The 19,222-nt window shown below is 59.4% G+C and carries 18 protein-coding genes and 1 riboswitch; of the genes, 11 read left to right on the forward strand and 7 right to left on the reverse strand.

Features of this window, described 5'->3' with window-relative positions; genetic code table 11:
* Positions 1 to 233 (reverse strand): hypothetical protein (locus tag ACIY1O_RS16570; RefSeq protein WP_397476206.1); only part of this gene is annotated, 233 nt, incomplete at its 3' end.
* Between the two features lie 85 nt (positions 234 to 318).
* Between ACIY1O_RS16570 and ACIY1O_RS16575 the strand changes: the two genes are divergently transcribed.
* The 4 genes from ACIY1O_RS16575 (at position 319) to ACIY1O_RS16590 (ending at position 5,818) form a co-directional block, all read left to right on the forward strand.
* Complete coding sequence (locus tag ACIY1O_RS16575) at positions 319 to 882, forward strand: DUF924 family protein (RefSeq protein ID WP_397476207.1); 564 nt, start codon at positions 319 to 321, stop codon at positions 880 to 882.
* A 115-nt stretch (positions 883 to 997) separates the two neighbouring features.
* On the forward strand, positions 998 to 4,000 hold the full coding sequence (locus ACIY1O_RS16580) for a xanthine dehydrogenase family protein molybdopterin-binding subunit (RefSeq protein WP_397476208.1): 3,003 nt from the start codon (positions 998 to 1,000) through the stop codon (positions 3,998 to 4,000).
* Complete coding sequence (locus ACIY1O_RS16585) at positions 3,997 to 4,563, forward strand: (2Fe-2S)-binding protein (protein ID WP_397476209.1); 567 nt, start codon at positions 3,997 to 3,999, stop codon at positions 4,561 to 4,563. Before ACIY1O_RS16580 ends, ACIY1O_RS16585 begins: the two co-directional genes overlap by 4 nt.
* On the forward strand, positions 4,544 to 5,818 hold the full coding sequence (locus tag ACIY1O_RS16590) for a cytochrome c (RefSeq protein WP_397476210.1): 1,275 nt from the start codon (positions 4,544 to 4,546) through the stop codon (positions 5,816 to 5,818). Before ACIY1O_RS16585 ends, ACIY1O_RS16590 begins: the two co-directional genes overlap by 20 nt.
* Here the strand turns inward: ACIY1O_RS16590 and ACIY1O_RS16595 are convergent.
* Positions 5,815 to 7,137: a purine-cytosine permease family protein gene (locus ACIY1O_RS16595; protein ID WP_397476211.1), complete on the reverse strand. Its 1,323-nt coding sequence runs from the start codon at positions 7,135 to 7,137 to the stop codon at positions 5,815 to 5,817. The two genes, ACIY1O_RS16590 and ACIY1O_RS16595, sit on opposite strands and share 4 nt — an antisense overlap.
* A 76-nt stretch (positions 7,138 to 7,213) precedes the next feature.
* A riboswitch (TPP riboswitch) is annotated at positions 7,214 to 7,308 on the reverse strand.
* A 97-nt stretch (positions 7,309 to 7,405) separates the two neighbouring features.
* Positions 7,406 to 7,819: an aspartate 1-decarboxylase gene (gene panD / locus ACIY1O_RS16600; protein WP_397476212.1), complete on the reverse strand. Its 414-nt coding sequence runs from the start codon at positions 7,817 to 7,819 to the stop codon at positions 7,406 to 7,408.
* Positions 7,820 to 8,023: 204 nt separating this feature from the next.
* Here panD and ACIY1O_RS16605 point away from each other — a divergent pair, with 204 nt between their 5' ends.
* On the forward strand, positions 8,024 to 9,685 hold the full coding sequence (locus ACIY1O_RS16605) for a SulP family inorganic anion transporter (RefSeq protein WP_397476213.1): 1,662 nt from the start codon (positions 8,024 to 8,026) through the stop codon (positions 9,683 to 9,685).
* Here the strand turns inward: ACIY1O_RS16605 and ACIY1O_RS16610 are convergent.
* From ACIY1O_RS16610 to glpK, 4 genes are all read right to left on the reverse strand, one after another.
* A complete protein-coding gene (locus ACIY1O_RS16610; protein ID WP_397476214.1) occupies positions 9,666 to 9,866 on the reverse strand; it encodes a ribbon-helix-helix protein, CopG family in 201 nt (66 codons plus the stop codon). The two genes, ACIY1O_RS16605 and ACIY1O_RS16610, sit on opposite strands and share 20 nt — an antisense overlap.
* A gap of 73 nt (positions 9,867 to 9,939) precedes the next feature.
* Positions 9,940 to 10,413 carry a TM2 domain-containing protein gene (locus ACIY1O_RS16615; RefSeq protein WP_397476215.1) on the reverse strand — a complete coding sequence of 158 codons (474 nt, stop codon included), beginning with the start codon at positions 10,411 to 10,413 and terminating at the stop codon, positions 9,940 to 9,942.
* A 52-nt stretch (positions 10,414 to 10,465) separates the two neighbouring features.
* Positions 10,466 to 11,611 carry a methyltransferase gene (locus ACIY1O_RS16620; protein WP_397476216.1) on the reverse strand — a complete coding sequence of 382 codons (1,146 nt, stop codon included), beginning with the start codon at positions 11,609 to 11,611 and terminating at the stop codon, positions 10,466 to 10,468.
* Between the two features lie 67 nt (positions 11,612 to 11,678).
* Positions 11,679 to 13,187 (reverse strand): glycerol kinase GlpK, encoded by a 1,509-nt coding sequence (gene glpK / locus ACIY1O_RS16625; RefSeq protein ID WP_397476217.1) that lies wholly within the window; start codon positions 13,185 to 13,187, stop codon positions 11,679 to 11,681.
* 164 nt (positions 13,188 to 13,351) lie between these two features.
* Here glpK and ACIY1O_RS16630 point away from each other — a divergent pair, with 164 nt between their 5' ends.
* The 6 genes from ACIY1O_RS16630 to ACIY1O_RS16655 all read left to right on the forward strand — a co-directional run.
* Positions 13,352 to 14,956 carry a glycerol-3-phosphate dehydrogenase/oxidase gene (locus ACIY1O_RS16630; protein WP_397476218.1) on the forward strand — a complete coding sequence of 535 codons (1,605 nt, stop codon included), beginning with the start codon at positions 13,352 to 13,354 and terminating at the stop codon, positions 14,954 to 14,956.
* A gap of 551 nt (positions 14,957 to 15,507) precedes the next feature.
* Positions 15,508 to 15,840 (forward strand): flagellar transcriptional regulator FlhD, encoded by a 333-nt coding sequence (flhD, locus tag ACIY1O_RS16635; RefSeq protein WP_397476223.1) that lies wholly within the window; start codon positions 15,508 to 15,510, stop codon positions 15,838 to 15,840.
* 14 nt (positions 15,841 to 15,854) lie between these two features.
* Positions 15,855 to 16,448 (forward strand): flagellar transcriptional regulator FlhC, encoded by a 594-nt coding sequence (gene flhC / locus ACIY1O_RS16640; protein ID WP_397476219.1) that lies wholly within the window; start codon positions 15,855 to 15,857, stop codon positions 16,446 to 16,448.
* A gap of 149 nt (positions 16,449 to 16,597) precedes the next feature.
* A complete protein-coding gene (motA, locus tag ACIY1O_RS16645) occupies positions 16,598 to 17,473 on the forward strand; it encodes a flagellar motor stator protein MotA (protein WP_397476220.1) in 876 nt (291 codons plus the stop codon).
* A gap of 12 nt (positions 17,474 to 17,485) precedes the next feature.
* Entirely contained in the window at positions 17,486 to 18,478 is a 993-nt protein-coding gene (gene motB / locus ACIY1O_RS16650; RefSeq protein WP_397476221.1) for a flagellar motor protein MotB, read from the forward strand.
* Between the two features lie 107 nt (positions 18,479 to 18,585).
* Positions 18,586 to 19,222: Hpt domain-containing protein (locus tag ACIY1O_RS16655; protein ID WP_397476222.1), on the forward strand; the 637-nt coding region annotated here is incomplete at its 3' end.

Consider the following 19,222-nt stretch of genomic DNA (forward strand, 5'->3'; position numbering starts at 1 on the left):
TACGGCAACGACAACACCGGCCACAGCGGGCAGTTGTTCCTGCGCACGCGCTTCTGATGCAAAATTCGACCGGGGCCGTTGGCTCCGGTCGGCCCAACATCCAAGCGCGCAATTTGCCACACATTGCGATCAAGGCCTGCGAGCACATGCTTGCAGGCCCTTTTCACGTGCTCGTCGATGGCATTTACGATGAAATTTCCCTGGGGATGCTTTCGAAAATTCTTTCCGTGCACGTTCAGCCTGGCGCCCGCGCGCTATGCCGAGGACGACTTGCGCTGCTATGCTGGTAACGTCACAACACAGTTCCAGGAGCGATACATGAACGCCATACAAGCTGACGCCCGTTTTCCGCAGGCGCGGGAAGTTGTCGATTTTTGGAAACAGGCGGGGCCGGACATGTGGTTCAAGAAAGATGAAGCGTTCGATGAGGAGTTCAGCCGGCGCTTTGCCGACCTGCATATGGCGGCGGCGCGGCGCGAGCTGGAGGCTTGGTGCGACGAGCCCGAATCGGCCCTGGCCTTGTTGATATTGCTGGATCAGTTTCCACGCAATGCATTTCGCGGCACGGCTCATATGTTCGCCACCGATCCACTGGCGCAGCATTATGCACGCAAGGCGTTTGATGCGGGGTTTATCGAGCGTCTTGAAGCGCCTTTGCGCTTATTCATGTTTCTGCCGTTCACGCACGCCGAGAACTTGGCCGATCAAGAGCTGTCGCTACGACTTTATCGCCAGTACGCGCCGGATGCTTTGTCATTCGGCATCGACCACCTTGATATCATCGAGCGCTTTGGTCGCTTCCCGCACCGGAATCCCAGCCTTGGGCGCGAAACCACCGCTGAAGAGCAGGCTTTCCTGGATGAAGGCGGGTTCGCCGGCTAATCGCTTGTCGGCTTTTTGCAAGCTGTCTGTTGGTTTTTTGTAAGGTTTTTGTCAATGTTGCCAGGCCTGCTCCTTGCTTGCGTGGCGCAGCAGCATTCAAATCAGGAAGACTTCAATGGCTAAACTCGATCCGTCCCGCCGGCGGTTTTTAAAGACGAGCTCCATTGCGGGGCTCACAGCTTTTATTGCGCCGTTTGGCAGCAGCGCTTATGCAGCCCTGTTCGAACAGCAGTTGATGACCCCTGTGCCTTGGGACGAAACGACCGGCTTGGCGTCATACCGGATCGACGGGCCCGCCAAGGTGCGGGGCGGAAAAATTTTCGCGTTTGACGTGCGTGCGCGTGATATGCCGCATTGGCCACAGCAGCAAAGTCATGCTTTGATATTGCGCGCGATGCGCGCTGATGCCGTCTATGAGGGATTCGACCTTAAGCTTCTTGAAGCGGGGCTTGAGCCTGATCGCATCGTAACCGCTGAAGACCTTGAGCGGGACGGTGTGTCGTTCACTGAGTTCTACGGAGACGACATGCTGCTTCCAGCCGGCAAGACGCCGGCATATTTGGGCCATGCGGTGGCCATCCTGATCTTTCATGACTTTGTTCGCTTCAGGCTGGCCAAAGACGCTCTGAGATTTCAAGATGTATTGCGTTGGGGGGCACAGACTGGTCCGCTGCAGCGCGATCCCTGGGGCACTTTTCGCTTTGTCAGGGTCGGAGGAGAAACTCCTTACGACGAAGATGTTTTTTCCAGCCTGAAGGATGCGCCTATTTACCCTAGCCAGATGCGCAAGCGGCTTCCGGTATGGCCGGATGGCAAGGCGCATGGTCAGTTGGATGAAGAGGGCATGCATCATGCACAGCAGATACGGGCCCGCCTTGATGATCCGCCCGAAAATTGGCTGGTGCTTGAACGCAGCTATCGCACGCAATCGGTCGACACAGCCTCAATGGAGATGGACAACGCCAACTGCTGGTTCGACGAGGGTTCACAGACCATGCATATGGTGGCGCCCACGCAGTCGCCGTCCGAGGTGGCTGCCACAGCGGCAAGCATGTTGGGCAAATCGTCGTTCGGCGTCGATACCTTGATCCTTCATCCTTGCTATACCGTGGGATATGGTTCAAAAGACCATTGCAATATGCCCTTTTACGGCATGGTTTGTGCCCTGTATGGCGAGGGGCGCCCGGTGCGGCTCGCGAACGATCGCTATGAGCAATTTCAGACTTCGCTCAAGCGACACGCGTTTGATATGGATTACCGGCTAAGCGTCGACCGCCAGACAGGCAAGATCCAATCCTTTGTCGCCGACATGAGGGCCGACGGCGGCGGACGAAGCAACTTTTCGCCCTCGGTGGTGATGGTGGCGGCAACGGCGGCGCAGTCGGTGTACTACATCCCCCAGTCAGACCTTACCGCCCGAGCTGACGCATCGCGGGCGGTTGACGCTGGGTCGGCCAGAGGCTACGGAACCTTGCAGTCGATGGCCGCGACCGAAATGCTGATCGACGAAGCCGCGCAGCAACTGGGTTTTGATCCGATCGAGTTTCGTCTGCTCAACGTGTTCAAAACCGGCATGAAGAACACGCAAGGCGCCATTCCGGCAGGTGCGGTGCGAGCCGATGAGGTTATGGAAAAAGCGAAGCTGCATCCGGTCTGGCAAGAGCGGAAGCAGCGCAAGGCCGACTACGAGGCGCGCCACCCGGGACGTAGATACGGCGTGGGCTTCGCCTGTGTACAGAAAGACTTTGGCACAGGCGCCGAATCTTCCCTGGCCAAAGTCGAGATCACCCCGGAAGGCCAGGTGCTGTTGCGGCACACGGGGGCTGAGATCGGCACCGGCACGACTACCTCTCAGGCTCTGGCCTGTGCCAGATGGCTGGGAGCGCCCGCTACGGATGTGGGTTTTTCGCTTACAGACTGGCCCGACTTGCCGATTTATTCCAGCGGCGACCCCTACACCATGAGCCAGGAAGACCAAGACTCGCTGGCCGCCGACCCGGCATGGACTCCGGCTTATTCCTCGCCTGCCAGTGCATCGAACTCGGCCTTTTACTACACCCATACCACTCAGGAGGCTTGTCGCCTTATCTTCAAGCATGGCTTGTGGCCGGCTGCGATGGCTCTTTGGAGCGAAGGGATAGGGGGCGGACAGGCTGCACCATACGTGGTTCGTTCCGAAGACGCCCGTTGGGAAGAAGGGCGCCTTACTGCTGCAGGCATGCAAGGCCTGACGCTGGCGCAGCTTGCCGCCAAGGCGCATGAGATGGGTCTGGTGGTGGGCGCCGTGGTTCATGCCTTCAATCGCTGGCAGTGGGCCGAAGCGGATTTTCAAATCAACGGGGCCGCCGAACGCCTGCCCCTGGACGCCCTTGCCTTGACATATGGGCAAGGCGCGCAGGCCGCCAATGGATCATCGACAGGACCTGATCCTCAAGGACGGTCCGATGCGACCACGGGTAACGATGCGGCGTCGGGCGCATCAAACGGCAGCGGAAACGCGGGCGCGCATACGCCGACCTCTCCGAACCCTCCGGGTGAAACCGGATTGCCTTACGTGACTAATACCGGACTCGATCCACTGATAGCGACACGCTCAAGCACGGGCAGGCAATATCAGTTCATTCCGCGCAGCAAGGTGTATTACCCGCCGATCCAGCGCAATAACGCGGCGGTTACGTATTACACGGCCGTGGCCACCCTGGCGGAAGTGGCGGTTGACACAGCTAGCGGCAAAGTCGAATTGCTTAATCATCACTCGGTCGTCGAATGCGGCAATATGCTTTCGCCTCAACTGGTGTCGGGGCAGATTGAAGGGGGTATTGCCATGGGCATAGGCCATGCGCTGTACGAGCATTTGCCTTTGTATGAGGACGGGCCAGGCAATGGTACGTGGAACTTCAACCGCTACCATTTGCCGCGCGCCAAAGAGGTGGCCCTGTGGACGCAGACCGCCGAGGTATTGCCCCCACTTTCCGACACCGATCCCCCGAAAGGGCTGGCCGAAGTGGTGATGATCCCCATTGTGGCCGCCATTGTGAACGGAATTTCGGATGCCACGGGACTACGATTTCTTTCCTTGCCCGTTACATCCGAGCAAATACTGGAGGCCATGGAATGAGCCTGCGCAAAATACCTATCAGCCTGACCATCAACGGCGAAAGGGTGGGACCGATTGAGGTTCCCGAAAGGCTGATGATGATCGATTTTCTGCACGAGTACGTGAACTTGACCGGCACCAAGCTGGGCTGCGGCCAGGGCGTATGCCATGCATGCGCCGTGATTCTGGACGGCGACGACGGCACCAGCAGCACCGTGCGCAGCTGCATCACCGGCGTAGGCTTTTTCGCCAATCGAAGTATCCGCACTGTTGAAGGCCACGCCGGGCCTAATGATCAAGACATATCCGCGTACTCGGGGGTGCAACGGGCATTTCTCGAACATTACAGCTTTCAGTGTGGATATTGCACACCGGGGTTCGTCAATGCGGCGACGGTGGTGATCGAAAGGCTGCGGCGCGAGCCGATTGAACGTGATCAGGTCGAAGGCGTGGTTACCGACGCGCTGAACGACCATATCTGTCGTTGCACCGGTTATGTGCGCTATCATCGCGCGGTGCGTGATTTGATTCTTTCCACGCCCGGCCTGACCAGGGAGAACGCCGATGCGAACCCGGACTCGTAAACGCATCTGGATCCCGCTGATTCTCATCGTGCTGTTGGGTGTGATTGCAGTGGTGATCTTGTCGGGCCTGCTTGATCCGCGCTACGAAACCAGCGCCGTCGATGAGGCGCCGGTTGTAGACGACCAGATGCTGGCGCGGGGGAAATATCTGGCCCAGGCGGGCGATTGCATGGCTTGTCACACCGCCAAGGAGGGGGCGCTTTTCGCGGGCGGGGTGCCGATTGAAACGCCTTTTGGAACCATCTACGGCACCAACATCACCCCCGATAAGCAGCACGGCATAGGCAACTGGACATCGGCTGATTTTTACCGTGCGTTGCATGATGGAATCGGCGCGGAATATCCCTTGTACCCGGCCATGCCCTATACCACTTATCGCGGCATGACACGAGAAGATAGCGACGCGCTCTACGCCTATTTGCGCAGCGTTGAGCCGGTTGCCGTCCCCAACAAACCCCTCGAAGTGCCTTTTCCATTTAATATGCGCTTTCTCATGCGCGGCTGGAATCTGCTCTTTCTCAAAAATGAATTGCCTGATGTCTCGCAAGGAGACTCAGACCAATGGTTGCGGGGTCGCTACCTGACGAACGCCTTGGGGCACTGCACCGAATGCCATACTCCACGCGGGGTGTTCGGCCAGTTGAATCTACGTGCCTCATTCAAGGGCGGCGAGTTGGGCGCGCTGAACTCGCCGGATATTACTCCGGAAGGCCTGGCCAGGCGCGGATGGACCCCAGAAGGCCTGAGCCGTTTCCTGGCCCTGGGGCTTTCGTCGCAGGGTTCGGCCTACGGCGACATGTACGAGGCCTTTCATTACAGTACCCGCCATCTTTCCGAAGATGACAATCAAGCCATGGTTACCTATGTCTTGGGCGACGAGCCCCTCGCCGCCGAGCCGCTGCCCCACACGGCGCCCGAGCCGGAAACCGCTGAAGGCGGCTTGACGACGGGACGCTCTATTTATATGGCGGTGTGCGCCGGCTGCCACGCGGCCAATGGCGAAGGCAAGCCGGGCGACACGGTCGGCCTGAAAGGGAACTCGACCGTGCGTAACGCCGATGCCCACAACCTTATCCACGTGATATTGCACGGCCTGGATGCCAAGGTGTTTCCTGAAGGCGACCGGCAAGCGATGCCGGCATTTGCCGACAAGCTGAGCGATCAGCAGATCGCCCAGTTGGCCAATCACTTGCGCACTCAATGGGGTGGGCAAAAGACCGATGTCCAATCAGGCGATGTAGGAGCCCTGCGCTAGTGTGCTGCTTGGTCGGCTCCCGCATTCAAAGCAGGGTGCGTGGGCCTGCCAAGCCGACGCAGAGCAAAGGACAATGCGAAAGTCATGGCCAGGGTGGGAAGGGCCGACCCATAGCCGGGGGCCCACTGGCCCAGGCCATGATAGAAGGCGATGCCCAGTAACCAGAGCCCTGCGCATACCGGGTCGATGCGGCGCGGCGCCGCCTCGACATTGCCGCCAAATGCCAAGCGTCCCAAGATCACACCGTAAAGCGGTACGAAGACAGAGCTTAGTGTGAGCAAGAAAGGCTCGAGGCTGTGCATGGGCAGCACCATGGCCAAGCCGATGCTGAGCACCGCCAGCATGATGCCCCAGCGGCGGATGCTCCACTTGGGTTTCAAGCTGTGGGCGGATACCGAGCCCGAATAGATGTCGCCGTAGGCATTGTCCAGTTCGTCGATCATGATCAGGCCCAGTGCGATCAGTCCGCCTTGCGCCAGCAACAAGGCGCTGACCAGGCCGGTGTCGGGCCCGACCGCGCTGACAATCATCACGCCCAGGCCATAGCACCAGATGTTGGCTATTGCGTAACCAATCCAGACGCCGCCAAGTGCGCTGCGTCCGCTGCGGCCGTGGCGCGCGTAGTCGGCCACAAGAGGCAGCCATGACACTGGCATGGCTATGACAAGGTCCAGGGCCGAGAACATGCCCATGCTGCCGTCGCCGGGGCGGCTCCACAACTCGGCCAGGCCGCCCGCCTGCAGCCTTCCCGAAAACTGCCAGGTAAGCCAGATGAGCGACAGGATCACAAGCGGCAGCCCGAATCGAGCCACGAAGCGTCGGACCAGGCCTATCATGCTGCCCGAGAGCAGGGCGATCAGCACGCCGCCCCACAGCAAGGTCGGCAGCACCACGGCGGCGAGAGGGCCGAGGTTCAGGCCGAAAGCCTCGCGCGCGATGGCGGCCGTGCCCTCGCGCATGATGACGAGTTCAAAAGTGGTCCAGCCCAGCAACTGGATAATGTTCAAAAACACCGGCAGCCGGGCGAACAGGCTGCCGTAACTGCGATGCATGAGGCCCGCGCTGGAAAGCCCGCTTTCGCATCCAAGCTTGGCCACCCAGGCCAGCAGCGCCGCGCCCAGCATTGACCCCAACACGATGGCGAAGACCGCTTCGCGCAAGCCGGTGGCCGGTACGAGATAGGCGCCCACCTGCATGACCAGCAGGCCGACACCCAGGCTGAACCACAGCGAGGCGTGTTCGTGCCAGCCGAACACACGTTCGTGCGCTGAAACGGGGGTAAGGGCATGATTGCCCGAAGAGGAAGAAGAGCTCGTCATTGTCGTTGCCGTCCGTAAATGCAGGAGCGGCAAGCATTGGCGAGAATTGGGCGCGCTGGGCGACACGGGTGTTCAGGCGTCTGCATGGTCGCTTTCCTGCGCGAGGATGATCTCACAGGTTCAAAGGGACTATCTCAGCCGCGCGAATGCGCGACACCCCTAGCGAGTGCTTGATGAAGCAGAGCCGATTGTATCGACTTTATGTGTTTGTGGCCATAGGCCCGATACGGACCGGATGCGCGAACCAGAAGTTGCGGCCTGGCCGATGCTATTCGAATTTGACGATATTGAAGGCCAGGCGGCCTTGGTCATCGCGTGACACATCGTAGCCCAAGCGTTCGTGAATGCGATTATCGTCATGAAAGGTGAGGATGACGGGCTTGATGTCTTCGAGCTCGCGTTCGGAAATATAGACGGCGTTGCAAATGATGACTTCATCGCCGCGCTGGCAGGTGCGAGCCGCCGCGCCATTCAGGATGCAGCAGCGTGAACCGCGCTCGCCGTAGATAACGTATGTGCTGATACGGGCGCCCGAGGCTTTGTTCCAGATGTCGACGAATTCCATCGGCAAAATACCCGCTGCCTCGCAATGGTCGGGGTCGAGAGTGATGGAACCATGGTAGTTGAGGTCGGCACCGGTAACCCGAATGCCGTGGAGCTTGCCTCGTACGACTTTTCTCACGTTGATCTCTGGCTGAAATGGATGCAAACGCTATTGTAGTGAGTTTTGGCCCAGCGGTTGGGCGGCAACACGGCGCGCGGCGGCTATCGTTGCAAGTGTAAAGTGGATGCGGGCAAGGGCGGGAAGCAGAGCCGCGGAACATATCCGCAGCATGTGCATCATATTATAATCAACGACACATAAGGTGGAACTTAACGGATCAATATGATTGCTCTTCTGGAAGCTAAGCGAGCCGGCCTGCTGGGCTGGAAGCACTGGTATGCCAATATCGTGGCCGGGGTTATCGTGGGCGTTGTGGCGCTGCCCCTGGCCATGGCGTTTGCCATTGCCTCGGGGGTAAAGCCCGAGCAGGGGTTGTACACGGCTATTGTCGCCGGCCTGGCCGTGTCCGTTCTGGGCGGCAGCAGGGTCCAGATCGCGGGGCCCACGGGCGCGTTCATTGTGATTCTGTCAGGCATTGTGGCCCAGTACGGGGTGCAGGGTTTGCAGATCGCCACTTTCATGGCGGGCATCATCCTGCTTCTGTTCGGCGTCGCGCGGTTGGGGGGTGTAATCAAGTTCATCCCGCGCCCGGTCATCATCGGCTTCACCAGCGGCATCGGCGTCATCATCTGGGTCGGCCAGTGGAAAGATTTCTTCGGGCTCCCGGTGGCGCCATCGGGGCATTTTCATCAAAAGCTCTGGGCGCTGATACAGGCATTCCCCTCACTGCACCTGGCAACCACCGCCATGGCGGTATTTTCTTTATTCCTGGTGCTGTTTCCGTCGCGTCTGCCCGGCATGCGGCGGGTGCCCGGGCCGCTGGTGGCATTGGTTGTGGCCACCGTTCTGCAGTCGCTATTCGCCTTCGAGGGTGTGGCCACCATCGGCTCCACCTTTGGCGAGATTTCGCGCCAGCTTCCGCAATTTCAATGGCTGCCGGTAACGCTGGACCGCATTGTCGAACTGATCGCACCCGCCTTCGCCATCGCCATGTTGGGCGCCATCGAATCGCTGCTGTCGGCGGTCGTGGCCGACGGCATGGCGGGCACCCGCCATAATTCGAATCAGGAACTGGTCGGCCAGGGCATAGCCAATATGGCGGCGCCTTTGTTTGGGGGCATCGCGGCCACCGGCGCCATCGCACGCACGGCCACCAATATTCGCAATGGGGGAAACAGCCCCATCGCCGGCATTGTCCATTGCATCACGCTGGTGCTGATCATCCTGGCGCTGGCGCCCTACGCGGCCAACGTGCCGTTGGCCGCCCTGGCGGCCATACTGTTCGTGGTGGCCTGGAACATGAGCGAGGCGCGGCACTTCATTCGTATGGTGAAACGCGCTCCGCGCGCCGACGTAGTGATACTGCTGGTCACTTTCTGCCTGACCGTATTCGCCGACCTGGTGGTGGCGGTCAATATCGGGGTGGTGCTGGCCATGTTGCATTTTTTGCGCCGCATGGCTGGAAGTGTAGCGGCGCGCCGGCAGAACGACCCGACACTTGATCAAGAGCTGGCGCCTTTGCTGGGTGAGCATGGCTTGTCCAAGCTTCCCGACGACATCATCGTCTATCGCATAGACGGGCCGCTTTTCTATGCGGCAATCGAGATTTTTGAGCAGGTGCTGATTGACGTCGGAGAGACGCCTGCCGTGTTGGTGATACGGCTTGCGCAAGTGCCTTTCATCGACGCCACGGGTTTGCGTGCCCTTGAAGATCTTGTCGAGGGGCGACGCGTCCACGGCGGGGCGGTGGTGCTGACCGAAGCCAATGAGCGGGTCAGAAGCAAGCTGCAACGCATGGGCCTGCCCAGAAAGCTCGAAGGGGGCGACCCTGGTGCCTCACTGAATGAGGCATTGCAGCGGCTTATCAGCCGGCGGGACGTTTGAGCTTGGGGTTGCTGACGGAGCCTTGCTCTGTGTAGCTGACCCCATGCTGGGCGAGGTAGTCGCGTATCAATTGGCGCACCACTTGCGAGGGAGTCAGGTCTTGACTGGCGCAAAGCTGATCGAAGGCCTTTTTCTTACGGGGATCGATCAATACGGTAAGGCGGGCGGTCTTGTTTTCCATGTCGGGCAATCGGCATTGATGTGCATGCCATTGTAATGGAATGTGCGTGAAGCCGCGTGGCCGCCGTATGCCGTCATCGGCGCACGACCGGTACGGTGAAATCCTCCTCCGACATGAACAGGTAACGCGCAGCGTCGATCAGGCCCAGTGCGACAACCAGCGGTGGAAATACGTACAGAATGATGAGGTAGACAATGCCCCAGCCGATCTGGCCGAGATAGAAACGGTGCGCCCCCAGCCAGCCCAGGAAAATGGCCAGCACGATGGCGATCTTGCGCGGGCTGTAGCGACGGCCCAGTTCACCTTGCTGGGTTCTGATGATCCAAAAGCTGATGGGCAGGGTCAGCAGCAGGGCGATGATGATCTTGGTGCTGTGCCGCACGACGTAATCGTGCGCAGCGTAATACAAGTCGCTGAAGTTATGAAAGACAATGCCGGTCAGATAGCTGAACCAGGCCAGTGCCTGGTGGACAATGGCCTCACCGAAGGTGAGCGCCACAAGAATGATCAGGAAGACGGCGATGACCAGAGCGATTTTTTTCAGCATGGCGTGGAACGGCGTATTGGCGGAATCTTAGTATACGTGTTGCGCCCCCGGCCTACGAGCGTCGTGCCAGGCGCCACAATGTCGTCACCTCGGCGTTGCGGGCTTCATGCAGCGGGTCGGAAGGGTCTAGCGCCTTGGGATGCTTGGGGCGGGCGTCGAGCCTGCCCAGCACGGTCAGCCCGCCGGCCTCGATGGCTTGCGACAGGAAACTGCGCTCTCTGAGCCCGAGCAGTTCCGCCAGGTCGGACAGAATCAGCCAGCCCTCTCCGTCCGGCGTTAAATGGTCTGCCAGGCCGGCCAGAAACCCCGCAAGCATGCGGTTGTCCGGGTCATAGATGGCGCTTTCGATGGTGGAAGTGGGTCTTGCGGGCAGCCAGGGCGGGTTGCAAACAATCAAGCCGGCGCGACCCGGGGGAAACAGGTCGGCGCGTTCAAGGCTGATCCGGCCTGCCAAACCCAGGCGTTCAATATTCTCGCGGGCGCAGGCCAGGGCGCGTTCGTCAATGTCGGTGGCGACAACGCGCTGGACGCCGCGATTTGCGAGTACGGCCGCCAACACGCCGCTGCCCGTGCCCACGTCGAAGGCCAGACGGGTATCCGGCAAGGGAGCGTTGGCGACAAGGTCTATGTATTCGCCGCGAATGGGCGAGAACACGCCATAGTGGACATGAAAGCTTTCTTCCAATGCGGGAATGATGACGCCTTTGCGACGCCACTCGGCTGCGCCCAGTATGCCTTGCAATACGCGTAGCGGCAGCAGGGCCGGTTCATGAAGCGGGCCAAGTACGGCGTTGCATGCCGCCGCCACGTCCGGGGCGCGTCGCAACGGAATACGCGCCCCTGCCTCCAAAGGCAACAACAGCGAACCCAGCAGGCGGGCGCGCCGGGATTGCGCCAGCCGGTGCTGGTTGAATGCCTGCTGGGGCGACAGCGCTGCCTTGCCGCGCTTTTTCTTGTCCACCCGCCGTGCAAGTGCATCGATCAATTGGCGCGCATTGTGGTAGTCGCCCCGCCACAGCATGTGTGTGCCCTGGTTGGCCAGTTGGAAGGCCGCGTCGGCGTTCAGCGTGTCGTCTACCACGACGATGCGCCGGGGCGGTTTGCCCGCGTGTTCGCTCAGCCACAGGGCGGTGCGCGGTGCGTCGTTTTCTACCCAGGAGACGTGAAGTGAAGGGGCTGTGGAAGGCTCGGTCTGCATTGACTACCGGTGGCTGTAATGAACCAGGCATGATTGTATGAGAACGCGGCGAACTTTGGCGGCGGCCTCAGTTGCCGTCGCCCATTGGCAGGCTGGCCTGGCGCACTGCGTGCTCCCAACGTTGCATGCGCTGGGCCGCCGCGCTTCTATCGAGGCGGGGCGTGAAGGTTTTTTCGGCGCGCCATTGCCGGCTCAGTGCGTCGAGGTTGGCATGTACTCCGCTGGCCAGGCCGGCCAAGGAGGCCGCTCCAAGCGCAGTGGTCTCGATGATGGCGGGCCGCACAACGGGCATGCCCAGCAGGTCTGCCTGGAACTGCATGAGCAAGTCATTGGCGCTGGCTCCACCGTCGACCCGCACCTCGGTCAAGGGCGACGAACCGGCTTCTGCGGCGTCCCGCTCCATGGCTTGCAGCAATGCGGTGCTTTGGAAGGCGATGCTTTCCAGTGCGGCCCGCGCGATATGAGCCATGGTGGTGCCGCGTGTGAGGCCGGTGATCGCGCCGCGGGCCTCAGGTTGCCAGTAGGGCGCGCCCAACCCTGTGAAGGCGGGTACCAGCACGACTCCTCCTGAATCGGGCACGCTGTGGGCCAATGCCTCGATCTGGGGGCTGCTGTCGAAGGCATGCAAGCCGTCGCGCAACCACTGTACGACGGCGCCTCCGACGAATACGCTGCCTTCGAGCGCGTAATGGCGCGTGTCGCCCGCTTGCGCGACCGGCGTGGTGATGAGGCCGTTGCGTGAAATCTGGAAGCGTTCACCCGTATGCATCAAGGCGAAGCAGCCCGTGCCGTAGGTGTTCTTTGCCATGCCTTCATGGAAGCAGGCCTGGCCGAACATGGCCGCCTGCTGGTCGCCGGCTACGCCGCAGATGGGAATCGACCGGCCCAGCAAAGCCGCTTCGGTCGCACCGAAATTACCGCAAGACGGCAGCACTTGCGGCAGCAGCGAAGCGGGGATGTTCAGGATTTTGAGCAGTTCTTCATCCCACCGGCCGTCGTGCACATTGAACAGCATCGTGCGCGAGGCATTGGTGACATCGGTGGCATGCACCGCGCCGCCGGTAAGACGCCAGATCAGCCAACTGTCGATGGTGCCGAAAGCCAACTTGCCCGCCTGGGCCAAGCTGCGCGCCTGGGGCGTGTGCTCCAGCAACCAGTGCAGCTTGGTGGCCGAGAAATAGGCATCAATGCGCAAGCCTGTTTTCTCGAGGATCGTGGCTTCAAGGCCTTGCTCGCGCAACTGGGCGCAAAGCGGCTCGGTGCGGCGGTCTTGCCAGACGATGGCGTTGCACAGCGGTTCGCCCGTTTCACGGTGCCACAGCACCGTGGTTTCTCGCTGGTTGGTGATGCCGATGGCATGGATGCCCGAAGGGCCCAGCCCCGATTTTTCGATGGCTTGGCGGGCTGTTTCAAGCTGGGAATTCCAAATGTCGGTTGGGTCATGTTCGACCCATCCGGCTTGCGGAAAGATCTGCCTGATTTCTTTTTGGGCGCCGGCGACGATGCGGCCCTGAGCATCGAAGACGATGCCCCGCGAGCTGGAAGTGCCTTGGTCCAGAGCGAGAATATGCGGCATGGCGTAATGCTTGTACGGTAAAGGTGGCAAAGGCTGAGCCCGTGCGGGCCCTGGGACGGCTCAAGCGTAACCCGATGTGCAGTGTTACGCTAGAACCGACTTGGGCGCCGAGGCTTTTTCAGGCGAACACTCGAATGGGCATCGTTTTCCGGAAGGCTCACTTCATGAATGCCGCATCTTCACATGCTTCAGCTCAGGCAGACGCCCCGGTTGCCATGGACCGGGCGGCCACGCTTGACCGCGTCACAAGCGAATATTTCGACCTGGTCGTGGTGGGCGGCGGAGCCACCGGCTTGGGTGTGGCGCTGGATGCCGTGTTGCGCGGCCTGTCGGTGGCCTTGCTTGAGTCACATGACATAGCCAAAGGCACCTCGTCTCGCGCCACCAAGTTGGTTCATGGAGGTGTGCGCTATCTGGCCCAGGGGCGCATCGGCCTCGTGCGTGAATCATTGCGCGAACGGACGGCCCTGCTTCGCAATGCGCCCGGCCTGGTCAGGCCGCTTGCTTTTGTGGCGCCCTCCTATCGTACCTGGGAGACTCCCTTCCATGCCGCTGGTCTGGCAATCTACGATCTGCTGGCCGGAAGCGACGGCCTGGGCGCCACCCGTGTGTTGAGCCGAAGACAGGTTGAAGCGCGTCTGCCGGGTGTGCGAGCAGCCGGTTTGAAGGGCGGGGTCGAGTACTGGGACGCCCAGTTCGATGACGCACGCCTGGCCGTGACGCTGGCGCGCGCCGCAGCCGCCCATGGCGCCGCGGTGCTTAATTATTGCCCTGTCGCCGAGCTTGTCCATACCAACGGCAAGATCGCGGGTGTGGTCGCCAATGACGCCGAAACCGGCGCCAGGCTAATGCTTCGGACAGGCTGCGTCGTCAATGCGACCGGGGTTTGGGCAGACTCCTTGCGACGCCTTGACGCCGATGCCTTGAAAAGGCCGGTGACCAATCTGATTCGCGCCAGCCGAGGCGCCCACCTGGTCGTTGATCGGTCGTTTTTCCCGTCTGAGCGCGCGCTGCTTGTGCCGCGAACCGCCGACGGACGTGTCTTGTTTGTGCTGCCCTGGCTGGGAAAGGTATTGCTGGGAACCACAGACATAGCGTCCACTGCGCTCGACTTCGAGCCTTGTCCTGAAGATCAGGAAATCGACTACATCTTGGGCGAGGCGAGTCGCTATTTGCAAGCGCCCCCTGCGCGCCGCGACGTTCGTAGCGCCTGGGCCGGCCTGCGCCCTTTGGTGGCTCCGTCTGGCCGGCGGGACGGCGATCAAGCACCTCCGATCGCCACTCGCCGCATCAGCCGCGAGCACACTATAGAGACCAGCCCCTCGGGCTTGGTGTCAGTGGCGGGCGGAAAATGGACAACCTACCGGGCCATGGCCCAAGACGTGCTGGAACATTGTTTCAGCAAGGGCCTGCTGCCAGCGGCCAATGCCTGCACGACACGGGATTTTAGCTTGGAGGATGCGGCGACACCCAGTTGGAGTGAGTTTCGGCGACGGCACGCCCCGGGTTCCGGAGAAGACGACGCGATATTGCTCGAGGCGGGGCTTAATGAAGCGATGGTTCGATTTTCGGCCAGGCACGAGTTTGCGCGGAAGGTCGAGGATGTGCTTGCCAGGCGGTCGCGCCTGCTGTTTTTGGATGCCGCGCGGGCTGCGGACGTCGCACCTGTAGTGGCTCGCATCCTGCAATCAGAAACAGGGGTTTCGCCTGATCTTGCTGCCTTTGTGCAATTGGCCCGGCAATATAACGTAGCGGCCGCGAAAGGCTAGGTATAGCCCTGCCCAACAGCCGGCGCAACCCCGTTATTCTGCTTCGAGCGTGACATCTTTGCATACAATTAGCATCAAATGCTTTTGTTTAGCTTCAATTACTCGGGTAAATACTTAAATTTTTCTTATTGTATGACTGATCAATTAAGCTATATTGATACAGAATTCAATGTTCACACACAAACTAGAAACTAAATTTAAGGTTTGTTATGAAAACATTGGGTAGGGACCAAAGCGTGAATTGTATGCAAGCGTAACTGCTTGATAATTATCAAGGCGAAAACTTTCTCAAACTTATATCGTCTGTGCATCTTTACGCCCGTAACGCCCGCTAAACCGGGCATCTATTCGCTTTACCGTTGTACCGATCCATAAGTAACGATAATTAACTATTAAGTAACTGTTGAATTCTGACGCTACAATTTAATAATTGGCAGTTAATTTATTAGGTTTGGTTACTAAGGTGCCGTATGAATACGGCACAAATAGTTACTTATTTAATTTTCTGCCCTTACAAGGAGTCCATCGTGTCCAGCAGTGACAATCTGTCCATGTGCGAGAGCCATTCAGTGTTGAAAGACATTCAAGAAGTCAATCTCACATATCTGATGCTTGCGCAACGCCTGTTGCGCGAAAATTTTGCGGCAGGAATGTTCCGTCTTGGCTTTTGCGAAGATGTCGCCACCACTGTGTTACAGCTCTCTCCCGCGCAGATCGTCAAGCTTGCCAATTCGGGCTCCCTTATTTGCGGCTTCCGCCTCGACGACTACGCCTTGCTTTCCGCTCTTAGCCAAGATGTCCTGGGCGGCGCACTTCAGCAGGCACACTCAACCATTCTGTTGTCGCAGCGCGACCCGGAAACCATTGTCGATGCCCTGGCTTAATTCCCCGTAATCAAATGACAACAAAAAGCCTAAGCCAAGGCGCTCCAAAAGCGACTAAAAATGCGGGCAAGAGCGTGGCCAAAGAGGGCGAAGAAATCCTCTTGGCCAGTGACATGATCCGCCTTGGCGCTCGCCTTCAAGTACTGCAGGCCGAAACTTCGCTCAGCTACGACCGTCTCTCTCGTCTGTATCGCGAAATCAAGGGTTGTTCGCCTCCGAAGGGCATGTTGCCGTTTTCGGTCGATTGGTTCATGACCTGGCTGCCCAATATTCACTCCAGTGTGTTCTACGGCGTCTATCGGTATCTGGATAACTATACGCCCGCAAAAAAGACCCGCGCCCTTATCGAGGCCTACCGGCTTTATCTCGAGCAGGCGTCGGTGGGGCGGCCGGCCAATTCCGATGAAGAGCCGGTGCTGAGCTTTACCCGGGCCTGGATGCTTATCCGTTTCTTTGAAAGCGGTCTCGTCCAGTTGTCTCACTGCACGCGGTGCACGGGCGGCTTCATCGCGCATGCCCACGATCCTCAGCATGACTTTGTCTGTGCAATATGCCGTCCTCCGCCACGGGCGGGCAAGACGCGTAATCGCAAAGCGCACGCCCTTTAAATACACCACAGGTCTCTAAAAAGCTCGGCGCGTGATGCGCCGACGCTCCAGAACGTCGATCTAGCTTCGAAAAACCCCATTGACAGACGCTTTTGTTTGCCCTGCTTGGGGCGATCATATGGCCCTAACTGTTTATCGAGGATACGCTCGTGTTGATTGCTCTGGGCTTTGTCATCGTCATAGTGTCCGTATTTGGTAGTTTTGTCGCGCTGGGCGGGCACATGGGGGCTTTGTACCAGCCTTTCGAATTCGTCCTGATAGGCGGAGCGGCGCTAGGGGCCTACATCTCATCCAACAGCGGCAAATCAGTCGGCTTGCTCGTGAAGGCGATACCGGCGGTTTTTCGGCGTACTCCGTATAACAAAGATTTGTATATGGAGCTCATGGCCTTGCTGTACGTATTGCTTAACAAGGCGCGGCGCGACGGGCTGATGTCCATCGAGTCCGACATTGAAGAGCCCTCAAAAAGCCCGATCTTCTCGCAATATCCAAGCATCGTCGGCGATCCCCATTTGCTGGAGTTCATTACCGACTATTTGCGCCTGATGATCAGCGGCAACATGAGCCCTTACGAAATCGAGACCCTGATGGATCAGGAAATCGAGGCGCATGAAACCGAGCACAATATTCCCGCGCGAGCCCTGGCCTCGGTGGCCGATGCGCTGCCCGCATTCGGTATTGTTGCAGCGGTGCTGGGTGTGATCAAAGCTTTGGCGTCGGTCGACCAGCCTCCAGCCATTCTGGCCGATCTGATCTCCAAAGCCATGGTCGGCACCTTCCTGGGGATTTTGCTGGCCTATGGCTTCGTCTCGCCGCTGTCCCAGTCGATCGAGCGTCGCACCGTGGCGTCGGTCAAGGTGCTCGAATGCATCAAGGTCACGTTGCTGGCCAGCATGAACGGCTATCCTCCCCAGCTTGCCGTAGAGTTCGGGCGCAAGGTGCTGTACGCGATGATCAGGCCCTCTTTTTCAGAGCTTGAGGATCACGTGCGTCAAGTCAAGTCGCCCGTCAAGAAAGCGGCATAGCGGATTCATCCTATGAAACCCACCGCAACGGACCGCATCGTCGTCAGGCGCAGGCGAAGTCCCGCGCCCCCGCATCACGGAGGTGCGTGGAAGATCGCTTACGCCGACTACATGACGGCGATGATGTCTTTTTTTCTTATCATGTGGATACTGTCGCTGATACCGCGCGACGACCTGACCGGTATTGCCGAGTACTTCCGCATGCCGCTCATGACGGCCATCAAGGGCGGGCCGAACATTGACACAAGCAGCAGCGTCATACCGGGCGCGTCGCCCAGCCCGATTCCCAGCAAGCATCCGCTGACGCAGCCGCCGGTTCAGTCCAATCGCGGCCAAGAACTTCGGCGCGACACACAGAGGCTGGAAAACCTCAAGGCCGACCTCGAGGCGCTGATCGACAGCAGCCCTGTGCTGCAGGAGTTTCGTCCGCAATTGCTATTGGACATGACTCCCGACGGCCTGCGCATACAAATTGTCGATCGGCAGAATCGTCCAATGTTCGCGACGGGCAGTGCTCAGGTGCAGCCCTACATGAGGGACGTTTTGCGCGAGCTGGGGCCGGTGTTCAATCGGCTGCCCAACTCGATCACCATATCGGGGCACACGGACGCCGTGCAATATGCCTCGGGCGAGCGGCTCTACAGCAACTGGGAGCTCTCCGCCGACCGCGCCAATGCCGCGCGTCAAGAACTGGTCGCCGGGGGCATGGAAGAAAGCAAGATCAAGCGGATCTTGGGTTTATCGTCCAGCGTCAGCCTGGTTAAAGATGATCCCAACGCTGCCGTTAATCGCCGTATAAGCATTGTTGTGCTGAATCGGCTCGCCGAAGAACGCATCGACGCCCAGAATGAAACGGGCTCTTCCGATGCGCGGTTGTACGAGGCGCTCCAACCCGCCCCAATAGAAGAAATTCCCTCGCCATTGCTTGATGGGGAACACATCGAGGCGGAGCCTGCCACCGGCGCCGAATCAGATGCGCAACAGGGGTTGTCGGGGCTGCGTTGATCGGTCTTTTGGTGCGCAGGCAAAGGCTTGCCGGCCGTTCTGGTTTCGCTCAACAACGCTGAAAAAGGGGCCGCTAGCGCGGTTTGGGCGTCGTCATAGGAAAGAACATGAGTGCGGGTGTCGATTTAAGCCAGTTCTACGAGACATTTTTCGACGAGGCTGACGAACTGTTGGCCGACATGGAGCAAATACTGCTCAACGTCGACATTGATCAACCTGATCCCGACCAGTTGAACGCCATCTTCCGGGCGGCTCATTCGATCAAGGGCGGGGCGGGCACGTTCGGCTGTTTCGGCCAATTGGCCGAAACCACCCATCTGCTAGAAAACCTGCTCGATTCCATCAGGCAGGGTGAGCTTGCCTTGCGCAAAGACATGATAGACCTCTTTCTGGAAACCAAAGACGTGTTAACAGAGCAAGTCGCCGCATACCGAGATTCCCAGCAGCCAGATCAAGAGGCCTACGAGCGAATCTGCGCACAGCTGCATGAACTGGCCCTCGAGCATAAAGGCGAGGCGCCTCTCGCGGTACAGCACGTGCCGGAAGCCCAGGCGACGACGCAACACGCCGCCCAGCAAGCAGCAAAAGCGTCTGGCGAGACCGCGTTCGCAGTGCATCTTGATCGGATTCAACCCAAGGACGCCGAGGCGCTTTTAGCCGAAATGCATTTGCTGGGCGAAATATCGCGTCACGAACAAGGGCCTGACACCCTATCGGTGTGGATGCGCAGCACCTGCAGTGCAG

The sequence above is a fragment of the Pusillimonas sp. genome (genome assembly GCF_044464525.1).
Lineage (GTDB): Bacteria > Pseudomonadota > Gammaproteobacteria > Burkholderiales > Burkholderiaceae_B > Pusillimonas.

Bases quoted from the DNA above. Each gene is read 5' to 3' on its own strand.
- ACIY1O_RS16575 (WP_397476207.1), top strand. From the start codon at position 319: ATGAACGCCATACAAGCTGACGCCCGTTTTCCGCAGGCGCGGGAAGTT.
- ACIY1O_RS16580 (WP_397476208.1), top strand. From the start codon at position 998: ATGGCTAAACTCGATCCGTCCCGCCGGCGGTTTTTAAAGACGAGCTCC.
- ACIY1O_RS16585 (WP_397476209.1), top strand. From the start codon at position 3,997: ATGAGCCTGCGCAAAATACCTATCAGCCTGACCATCAACGGCGAAAGG.
- ACIY1O_RS16590 (WP_397476210.1), top strand. From the start codon at position 4,544: ATGCGAACCCGGACTCGTAAACGCATCTGGATCCCGCTGATTCTCATC.
- ACIY1O_RS16595 (WP_397476211.1), bottom strand. From the start codon at position 7,137: ATGACGAGCTCTTCTTCCTCTTCGGGCAATCATGCCCTTACCCCCGTT.
- ACIY1O_RS16605 (WP_397476213.1), top strand. From the start codon at position 8,024: ATGATTGCTCTTCTGGAAGCTAAGCGAGCCGGCCTGCTGGGCTGGAAG.
- ACIY1O_RS16610 (WP_397476214.1), bottom strand. From the start codon at position 9,866: ATGGAAAACAAGACCGCCCGCCTTACCGTATTGATCGATCCCCGTAAG.
- ACIY1O_RS16615 (WP_397476215.1), bottom strand. From the start codon at position 10,413: ATGCTGAAAAAAATCGCTCTGGTCATCGCCGTCTTCCTGATCATTCTT.
- ACIY1O_RS16620 (WP_397476216.1), bottom strand. From the start codon at position 11,611: ATGCAGACCGAGCCTTCCACAGCCCCTTCACTTCACGTCTCCTGGGTA.
- glpK (WP_397476217.1), bottom strand. From the start codon at position 13,187: ATGCCGCATATTCTCGCTCTGGACCAAGGCACTTCCAGCTCGCGGGGC.
- ACIY1O_RS16630 (WP_397476218.1), top strand. From the start codon at position 13,352: ATGAATGCCGCATCTTCACATGCTTCAGCTCAGGCAGACGCCCCGGTT.
- flhD (WP_397476223.1), top strand. From the start codon at position 15,508: ATGTGCGAGAGCCATTCAGTGTTGAAAGACATTCAAGAAGTCAATCTC.
- flhC (WP_397476219.1), top strand. From the start codon at position 15,855: ATGACAACAAAAAGCCTAAGCCAAGGCGCTCCAAAAGCGACTAAAAAT.
- motB (WP_397476221.1), top strand. From the start codon at position 17,486: ATGAAACCCACCGCAACGGACCGCATCGTCGTCAGGCGCAGGCGAAGT.